This window comes from Acinetobacter sp. RRD8, from assembly GCF_031844225.1.
Taxonomy (GTDB): domain Bacteria; phylum Pseudomonadota; class Gammaproteobacteria; order Pseudomonadales; family Moraxellaceae; genus Acinetobacter.
On sequence record NZ_JAUZUU010000002.1, the window covers coordinates 273,869 to 283,793 of the forward strand.

Here is a 9,925-nt window from a genome sequence, read left to right on the forward strand (position 1 = left end):
TCTTACTCCTTATCAGATAATTGAGTTTGTGACTTTTTCACAAAACCAGATGATTGAGCCGGGATTTGACCCGTTGGATCCATCACCAATTCTTCAATCGAGTTGAAGCGCGTAATTTCTGCAAGATCCATATTTGGCGAACCAATCTTAGCTTTAATTCCTGCTGCCTTACGTCTGTCTGAAGGTGCCCAATTGAGTGCGCCTGTCGATAATTCGTAAATCAAACCAACAAGTAAAACTATGATAAAGATAGCTGCAGTTGCAAAACCAATCCAACCTACCTCACGAACAGAAACTGCCCATGCATATAGATAAAGTGCTTCTAAATCAAACACCACAAAGAAAATTGCAACTAAATAGAACTTTGCAGACAAGCGGATACGAGCTCCACCTGCGCTAACTACACCTGACTCAAACTGCTCCTGCTTGGCACGGCCCCATGATTTACCCCCGAGGAGTAATGGGACAGTCAGCATAAAGACGCATAAAAATGTAACGCCGATCACGAAGGCAATAATTGCCCATTCGTATGGAGTAATAGCACTCATGCGGGGATAACTCCTGGCAGGCCTATTTGTTAACAAAGAATGTATGTATTGGCCTTCAAATACACCAAACACAAAATTAATCCCGCCAATTGTACCTGATTTTGGATTTCACTTGCTAGTTTATAAGCCTTAGTCTTTGGGATGATATTTTAGACATTTCAGCATTTAATTTGACTTTAATCATTCAGAATTCGTTTTAATCGTTTTCCTAAATTAAATTTTAATTATCTATTAATTTTTCTATAAAGAGCACTTCCAGAAAATAGGCTGATCGATGAGCTGCTTTTCTCGCCCACCCATTTAGATATAGTCTTTTTCACTATTGAATCCAAGTTAAATCGGATAAAAACTTATTTTAACAACTATTTTTTCTTTCAAACCAATTGATTTAACTTGATATTTAATATGATTTTTTATATTTAACTGTTGCTTTACCCCCTGCAGCTACTTGGTAATCTTGGATTGGCAATTGTGTCTTTTTGCAACATGCTCAACGGACTGATTCAGAATATGTTATTTCTATTTCTAAACCACATCATGACATTAATAAAGTAACAATAAGGAGTCCTTGCATGTCTCTACGCTTTTCCCATCGACCTAATTATTTTTTATTTGCTCAATTACTGGTTCGCCATATAGAAAATTACATCCAGAAAAATCCCAACATAAGCCAGGCAGCTTTTGACTTACGTGACATCCATGCACTTTTTCAAGAGGACCATGCTTCTTCCAGCATCAATCTGGATGGCATTATGAATATCGCTGACGAATATAAAGTCGAAACCTTATCAGGCGACCAAAAACTGATTCAGCGTTATAACGTCGATGCGAAAAATACCAAACTGGTGATCGACTTTAACTCTGAAGCGCTACAAAGCTTAAAAGAGGGTAAATCACTCATTGAACCTGATGCGACCATTCAGGAATAAAAATCGCTCCTAATAAAAAACGATGCCGATGCATCGTTTTTTATGACTAAAATCATTTATACAATATCAAGCTAAATGATCACTCGCTTCCTCAGGCTTTTTTTCTAGCATCTTGCGCTTACTCTTCTTGACATAACGCTGTGCCGGCCAGGTCATCGTAAAACGCGCGCCACCCAGCGTCGGACTTTGATCCACCTGAATCGTACCACCAAACCAGTACGCAATCCGGCTGACAATCGACAAACCTAAACCATAACCACCCGAAGCACGGGTACGGCTATCATCCAGTCGGGCAAAGGCTTCAAAAATGCGGGCACGATCTATTTCCGGAATCCCCGGCCCGTCATCTTCAACGCAAACATAGGCCTGACCATCCTGATCCAGACCGCCGCTAATCAAGATTTTATTATCGCAATAACGTACAGCATTGCCGACCAGATTCTGAATTACACGATGCAGATAACGACGCTCCGCCTCTACTGTGACCGCAACAGGCATTGGATGTAATTCGATGATTTTCTGGGTTTTCAGCGCTTCAGTTTCTTGTGCCACCTGATTCAGTACGTCATACAGATCGATTTGCTCAAACTCAATCGACGGCATGCCCTGTTCCAGTTTGGCATAGGTCATGATCTCATCAATCAAGGTATTCAGCGCCTCAATATCTTTATCAATCTGTTCCACCTGTTGCAGACGATAATCGTAGTCATCTTCATCCGCCATCATTTCCACACCAAAGCGGATTCGTGCCACCGGTGTACGCAACTCATGCGACACCGCACGCATCAACTCACGCTGCGCTTCGATCAAACGCTGGATATGATCTGACATATTGTTATAGCTAGACGCCAGTGTAGACATCTCGTCACTGCCTTCCACAGGAAGACGCAATGACATATTACCCGATTTCATTTTGTTTAAGGCATAGCTGACTTCACGCAACTTACGCTGCATCGGAACCAAAAGACCATAAACACCCAGACTCAACACAAAAAGACTTAATAAGGTAATACCGGTCGCCAACTGGAATGGCATCCAGTTAAACAAGGGTACCGGCCCCATGACCAATACTTGCGAAGTCGAACCAGGAATCGGTGAAATAATTGAAATCGTGGTGCCACGAATAGAGGCATTATCGCGGTATAAAATGATGCTATGGTCCAGACGCAGACGTCCGATTTGCTCGGAGTCTAAAGGTAGATTCTGGACGTTTTCGATGGAAACCGGATAAGAAAAATAATCCTGAATACGAGCCAGGTATTCTTTTTCCTGACCTGGATAGTAGACCAGATAATCCAGGATAAAGACTGGTAAGGCCTTCATCTGGCGCTCAGTAATGCTGTCAGCCTTAATATAAAGGTAATGACCCGGGTCATCACGCAGCCCAACTACAATATAGGCAATACCCGATTCAGCGTCCCAACGCACCACCGCTTTTCGTTCGGCAATACGGCGCCCTTCAGCACGGGTAATGTCGACCTTGCTGGCTTCTACATAGTGAATGGGCAATTCAAGCAAATCGGAGGCATCAGAAACCCAATCCATTTTTTGCTGGAGATTTGGCTGGCGTGCAACCCCCTCACTGATGATATATGCCATACCATCAGTCAGGGATTCGCGATATTCTTGCGCACGCTGATAGTTGATAATCTGTACCAACAAATAGCCGAACACTGCCACCAAGACGACAAGGATGACGAGTCCTGCGTATATACGCAAAAATATACTGTGTTTAAACACCTATAATTTATCCTGCTTGTTCAAGCAACAAACCACATTTGCTTAAAGACCATTGGTCTCTTTAACAAAAAGATAACCTTTACTACGTACTGTTTTAATACGCTTCGGATTTTCTGGGTCGTCACCGATTTTTGGACGGATACGAGAAATACGCACATCGATTGAACGGTCTTGACCATCATATTCGATACCACGTAAACGCTCGAAAATATCTTCACGTGACAGGATGCGGCCCGCATTTGAAGCCAGCAGCCACAACAGGTCATATTCTGCACTGGTAAAGTCAACCAGCTCACCATTTAAGGTCACTGAACGACCACCATTGTCGATCACCAGGTCATCAAATTCGATGCGCTGAGCCACTTCATCTTCAGGCACTTTGTCAGTACGGCGTAATAAAGCACGAATACGAGCCAATAGGACACGTGGCTGAACCGGTTTAGCGACATAGTCGTCCGCACCCATTTCCAGACCTAAGACCTGATCCATATCTTCAGTACGTGCAGTCAGCATTAAAATCGGTTGATGATAATGTGGACGAACTTCACGACAGATGGTCAAACCATCAGCACCTGGCAACATGACATCTAGAACCACCATGTCTGGTTGCTCAGCAATAATACGACGAATAGCACGGTTGCCATCCGGCTCTACCCCAACCTCAAGACCATTACGGATGAGGTATTCTTGTGTTAAACGAGCAAGACGCTCATCATCTTCAACAATTAAAATCTTGGGTAACTTTTCTTCTTGGCTCATGTATTGCCCCTTATTTGGTGGATCTACGCTATAGGCGTATCCTTTTGAAATCCAATAGATACGTTTTTAATATGCTTGCAATATACACACGTTTACATTGTAAACAAGATAGCGTTCACCAAACTGATACATCAAGATAGCATTTTGTAATATTTTATCGTGCATTTTTTGGACAATTATGCTTGAAACAGTGGCTTAGATCTGATTTGCGATTTACACAACTATTACATGGACAAAATATGACTGCTTGATTCAGCCCTTTTTAGTTATCCACAGTGTTATCTATAAGCACTTTCTTTGGACTTTGTTATGCTATGCCTTGCCTGATAAGGCTTATACAAAAATCAATAAAAATAGCGATATTTTTACAAGGATTAAAGCACAACTTAAGAAAAATATTTAGCTAAATGTCAATATTGATCTACCCTAAATTTTCCCGTATCTTGTGTTCAATTAATTTTAAAACCACTAGGTCTTGTGTTTATTCCTCAAACACTGTGGCACGAATTTTGCCCAGTTCAAACGGTCTATAAACATAAAAATAGATGACAATGGAGCTATGCTAACATGAGCGTAATCACTTCAACTCCTGGTCAACTTCAGGTGATTAAACGCACCGGTGATGTTGCCGCTTTTGATGCAGAAAAAATTTCTGTCGCAATTGGTAAAGCGTTTTTGGCGGTTGAAGGCCAACAAAGCGCTGACTCGAGCCGGATCCATGATCGTATCGAGCAACTGACGGAAATGGTATTAAATACCTTTAAACGTCGTTTACCTTCTGGCGGAACGATTCATATTGAAGAAATTCAAGACCAAGTTGAACTTGCGCTAATGCGTACGGGCGAACAGAAAGTTGCACGCTCTTATGTCATTTACCGTGAACAACGTTCTGAAGCACGTAAACAGTTAGGTGCACATCATCACCCGACCCTGCAAATTACCGATGCTGAAGGCAAACTCAAGCCACTAGATTTAAGTGCTTTAACTGCGCATGTTACTAAAGCAGCAGAAGGCCTTGAAGGCATTGATGTACAAGCCATTGTCGATGAGACCGTGAAAAACTTGTACAACGGCGTAAAAGAGTCGGACATCTCAACCACGATGATGATGGCGACCCGTACCCGTATTGAGCAAGAGCCTAACTATACATATGTGACTGCACGTTTATTGCGTGATGACCTGGTTGCGACTGGTTTGAAATTCCTGGGTCTACCTGTAGATACAGTTGAAGGCGATGCGCTGGAAACTTACCTGAAAAAAGGGATTGAGCTTGAGCTGCTTTCTCCAGAATTATTGAACTTTGACTTGGCGAAACTGGCAGCGGCGATTCAACCGGAACGCTCTAACCAATTTACTTACCTAGGTCTGCAAACATTATTTGACCGTTACTTCATCCATTCAGATGGCGTACGTTTCGAACTTCCGCAATTGTTCTTTATGCGTGTTTCTATGGGCTTGTCGCTCAATGAAGAAAACCGTGAAGAGCGCGCGATTGAGTTCTATAACTTATTGTCTAGCTTCGACTACATGGCTTCGACGCCTACCCTGTTTAACTCAGGTACGCTACGTCCACAATTATCGAGCTGTTACTTGACTACAATTGATGATGACCTGTACGACATCTATGGCGCAATGCGTGATAACGCAATGCTGTCTAAATGGGCAGGTGGTTTAGGTAACGACTGGACACCAGTTCGTGCCTTGAACTCCTACATCAAAGGAACTAACGGTAAGTCGCAAGGTGTAGTTCCGTTCCTGAAAGTAGCGAACGATACTGCTGTTGCGGTTAACCAAGGTGGTAAGCGTAAAGGTGCAGTTTGTGCATACTTAGAAACCTGGCACCTGGACATCGAAGAATTTCTTGAACTGCGTAAGAACACCGGTGATGACCGTCGTCGTACCCATGACATGAACACTGCGAACTGGGTTCCTGACCTGTTCATGCAACGTGTATTCGAAGATGCTGAATGGACTTTATTCACGCCTTCTGAAACGCCTGATCTGCATGATTTGACTGGTGCTGCATTCGCTGAGCGTTATGCACACTACGAAGCGATTGCCAAAGAAACAAACATGTTGCACAAGAAAATCCGTGCAAAAGATTTGTGGCGCAAAATGCTGTCGATGCTGTTTGAAACAGGTCACCCGTGGATCACATTCAAAGACGTATGTAATCTGCGTTCACCACAGCAACACGTAGGTGTAGTTCATTCTTCTAACCTGTGTACAGAAATTACTTTGAACACCAGCAAAGAAGAAATCGCGGTATGTAACCTAGGTTCGATCAACCTGGTACAACACGTTCAAGGTGGTGTTCTTGATCGTGAAAAACTGGCACGTACAGTAAAAACTGCAGTTCGTATGCTGGACAACGTAATTGACATCAACTACTACGCTGTTCCACAAGCACGCAACTCGAACCTGAAACACCGTCCGGTTGGTATGGGTATCATGGGCTTCCAGGATGCACTGTATGAGATGAACCTTGCTTATGGTTCTGATGCTGCGGTTGAGTTTGCTGATGAATCGATGGAAGTAATCTCATACTATGCGATTTCAACCTCTAGCGATTTGGCTGTTGAACGTGGTACATACGAAACATTCAAGGGTTCATTGTGGGATCAAGGTATCCTGCCAATCGACTCGCTTGATCTGGTTGCGAAAACTCGCCCTGAACGCATGTTCGAAGTCGACCGCACTCAACGTCTGGACTGGGACACGTTACGTGCCAAAGTTCAAAAAGACGGTATGCGTAACTCGAACGTAATGGCGATTGCACCAACAGCAACGATTTCAAACATCTGTGGCGTGTCTCAGTCAATCGAGCCAACCTTCCAGAACTTGTATGTGAAATCCAACCTGTCTGGTGAATTCACCGTGATTAACCCGTACCTGGTGCGTGCACTGAAAGAACGTGGTCTTTGGGATGCGGTAATGGTCAACGACCTGAAACACTTCGAAGGTTCTGTTCAGAAGATTTCTCGTATTCCTGAAGAGCTTAAAGCCATCTTCGCGACTGCATTTGAAGTTGAAACTCGCTGGATCGTGGATGCTGCTTCACGTCGTCAAAAATGGATCGACCAAGCGCAGTCGCTGAACCTTTACATCGCTGGTGCAAACGGTAAGAAACTGGACATCACTTACAAGATGGCCTGGTTACGTGGTCTGAAAACCACTTATTACCTACGTGCTTTGGGTGCGACTTCTGCTGAGAAATCGACTATTAACACTGGCGCATTGAATGCAGTTAAACCTGCAACTGTTGCGGCTCCTGTTGTAGCAGCAGCTCCTGTAGTTGAAGCGCAAAAACCTGAAGCTCCTGCAGAGGAAGAAGGTTTTGCTCAAGCGGCTCCCGTGCCAATGGCATGTTCAATTGACAATCCTGATTGTGAAGCTTGTCAGTAATCTGACAGGTTTTAAAAATCCTCCCCGACCCTCCTTTAATAAAGGAGGGAGAAAGTCCCCCTTTTTAAAGGGGGATTTAGGGGGATTCCAAACTGAATGAAATTAAAAAAGGAGGTGCGGACATAAGAGTTTTATAAATTTTAAGCAATAAAAAATGGCCTATCACAAGTGACAGACCATTGATTTGAAAACCCAAGCTTTCAGAGGTTTAGCAACACTCTAGAAAGTAACAAAGGTAATCTGTGTTAAATTTTAGCGGACTTAACGCTGACTACTTTAGCAAAATTTAGAGTGTGAGTCACTCCTCTGAAAGCTCCATTTTGTAATTAGGAGCTGACCGATGAGTAATTGTACTTATCCTCAAGGCGTTAGTGTTCGCGCTTATGTTAGATACCGATTTAATCGGTGGGAAAATGTTTGTGCACACTGTCGCAGTTACCCAAATCAATTAAGTTTTTGGTAACACAATGAGAGGTTGAAAAGCCTCTCAATTTAAATAAAAGGAAACCTCAATGCCTCATATGACTCATAACTACATGTTAGGACTTGCGGCATTGCTGATTTCCTTTGGTATTACCTTTTATTTACCCATTGCTTACTTCTGGTTCAAAGTTCGCCAGCAGCGTAAGCAAAATAAGTAGTGGGGATCATTGCTCCTGTATAAAACTAGAGCATTCATCGACAAAACTTAATTTTGCTTAAACAAATTGAGCGTATAGTAAGACATCTCAGCCAAGCTGAATGTCTCATAAAAGATATAAAGCAACGTAGAGAGAATTGATATGTCTATCCTAAGTTGGGACGATTTCGAAGATGATTCGCAAAAACCGGCTGCACCTGAACAGCAGCCTGCGCCCGTCGAGCCGCAAAAAACGTCTAATTCACAGATGGTATCTGATGCAGGCAACGCATCGCCGGATGTGGCAGCTGCACAACCCCTTAGAGCCACTCAAAACCGAGGATCAAATCCAACCGATTCGCTGGCAAGAGCATCTGCTTCCCTAGAGCAACTTGATGTAGCTCCAGGCCTGGAAGAGCTTGAAATGGGTGCGCAGCGTGTCCAGGTTGACGACAAGGCAATGATCAACTGTCGTGCTGACTTGAACCAGCTTGTTCCATTCAAATACGAATGGGCTTGGCAGAAGTATCTGGACGGATGTGCAAACCACTGGATGCCGCAAGAAGTCAACATGAACCACGACATCGCGCTGTGGAAGTCTGAAAATGGCTTGACTGAAGATGAACGTACCATCGTGATGCGTTCACTCGGTTTCTTCTCAACTGCCGATTCACTGGTTGCAAACAATCTGGTACTGGCGATTTACCGTCATATTACCAACCCTGAATGCCGTCAGTATATCTTGCGTCAGGCGTTTGAAGAAGCGATTCACACACACGCTTACCAGTACTGTATCGAATCTTTAGGTATGGATGAAGGCGAAGTCTTCAACATGTACCGCGAAGTACCGTCAGTGGCACGTAAAGCAGCGTGGGGCCTGAAATATACTCAGTCTTTAAGTGATCCTACTTTCAAAACCGGTACACCTGAAAACGACCAGATTCTGCTTCGCAACCTGATCGCATTCTATTGTGTACTTGAAGGTATCTTCTTCTACTGCGGTTTCAGCCAGATCCTGTCGATGGGCCGTCGTAACAAGATGAATGGTGTTGCCGAGCAATTCCAGTACATCCTGCGTGACGAGTCAATGCACCTGAACTTCGGTATCGATATGATCAACCAGATCAAGATCGAAAACCCGGGTTTATGGACGACTGAATTCCAGGAAGAAATCATTCAGATGATTCTTGAAGGTACGATGCTGGAAATCGAATATGCACGTGACACAATGCCACGCGGTGTACTCGGTATGAATGCTGGCATGATGGAAGAATACCTAAAGTTCATTGCTAACCGTCGTCTGGCGCAATTAGGCTTGCCTGAACAGTTTGCTGGCGTGAACAACCCGTTCCAGTGGATGTCAGAAATGATGGACTTGCGTAAAGAGAAGAATTTCTTCGAGACGCGCGTAACAGATTACCAAACTGGCGGTGCGTTAAGCTGGTAAGGTTTAGCTTAAAATTCTAAATTAAAGCATAAGTTGAAATTTATAAAGCATAAGCTGAAATAAATTAAACTATAAGCTGAAATCCAGAAAAAACAAAAAGATAATGTCATAAATTATTATGGCATTATCTTTCACTTCAAAATATTAATGAAATAATCCCAACAAATATAAGTAATTTTCGTAAAAAACTTCTAAGAAAGCCATAGTTAAAAATTATTTCATCTTATGGTTTTAATTTTATGCCACCAAAATATTTCACTCACCTCATGTGACATATAAGCAGTAAATGATAGTTGCTATGAGATTTTTGACACATATTTCGAAATTATTACATTAACGTAAAGTGATCCATTTAATGCTATTTTCTACAAATGGATGTTATCGACAGATAATATAAAAGGAGCCTATTAATTAGTCTCCTTTTATATAGATAGAGAAATAAAACTTACCTCCCTAATAATCAGTTTTGAAGAAACCT

Annotated in this window: 7 protein-coding genes; 4 read left to right on the forward strand and 3 right to left on the reverse strand. The window is 42.8% G+C overall.

The features are described 5' to 3' along the window. Window positions 1-2: 2 nt before the first annotated feature. On the reverse strand, window positions 3-548 hold the full coding sequence (gene ndhC, locus Q9R24_RS04105) for an NADH-quinone oxidoreductase subunit A (protein ID WP_004280779.1): 546 nt from the start codon (window positions 546-548) through the stop codon (window positions 3-5). Window positions 549-1,120: 572 nt separating this feature from the next. Here ndhC and Q9R24_RS04110 point away from each other — a divergent pair. Then, complete coding sequence (locus Q9R24_RS04110; protein ID WP_004645876.1) at window positions 1,121-1,477, forward strand: hypothetical protein; 357 nt, start codon at window positions 1,121-1,123, stop codon at window positions 1,475-1,477. A gap of 66 nt (window positions 1,478-1,543) precedes the next feature. Here the strand turns inward: Q9R24_RS04110 and bfmS are convergent, their stop codons facing one another. Further along, window positions 1,544-3,217 carry a sensor histidine kinase BfmS gene (bfmS, locus tag Q9R24_RS04115; protein ID WP_005104083.1) on the reverse strand — a complete coding sequence of 558 codons (1,674 nt, stop codon included), beginning with the start codon at window positions 3,215-3,217 and terminating at the stop codon, window positions 1,544-1,546. Between the two features lie 42 nt (window positions 3,218-3,259). Next, window positions 3,260-3,976: a response regulator transcription factor BfmR gene (gene bfmR / locus Q9R24_RS04120; RefSeq protein WP_005104084.1), complete on the reverse strand. Its 717-nt coding sequence runs from the start codon at window positions 3,974-3,976 to the stop codon at window positions 3,260-3,262. A 567-nt stretch (window positions 3,977-4,543) separates the two neighbouring features. Between bfmR and Q9R24_RS04125 the strand changes: the two genes are divergently transcribed. From Q9R24_RS04125 to Q9R24_RS04135, 3 genes are all read left to right on the forward strand, one after another. Then, window positions 4,544-7,381 (forward strand): ribonucleoside-diphosphate reductase subunit alpha, encoded by a 2,838-nt coding sequence (locus Q9R24_RS04125; RefSeq protein ID WP_311203775.1) that lies wholly within the window; start codon window positions 4,544-4,546, stop codon window positions 7,379-7,381. A gap of 512 nt (window positions 7,382-7,893) precedes the next feature. Beyond that, window positions 7,894-8,022, forward strand: coding sequence for a hypothetical protein (locus tag Q9R24_RS04130; RefSeq protein ID WP_004645881.1), 129 nt, complete (start codon window positions 7,894-7,896; stop codon window positions 8,020-8,022). A gap of 141 nt (window positions 8,023-8,163) precedes the next feature. Next, entirely contained in the window at window positions 8,164-9,447 is a 1,284-nt protein-coding gene (locus Q9R24_RS04135; RefSeq protein WP_114541022.1) for a ribonucleotide-diphosphate reductase subunit beta, read from the forward strand. Window positions 9,448-9,925 lie beyond the last annotated feature (478 nt).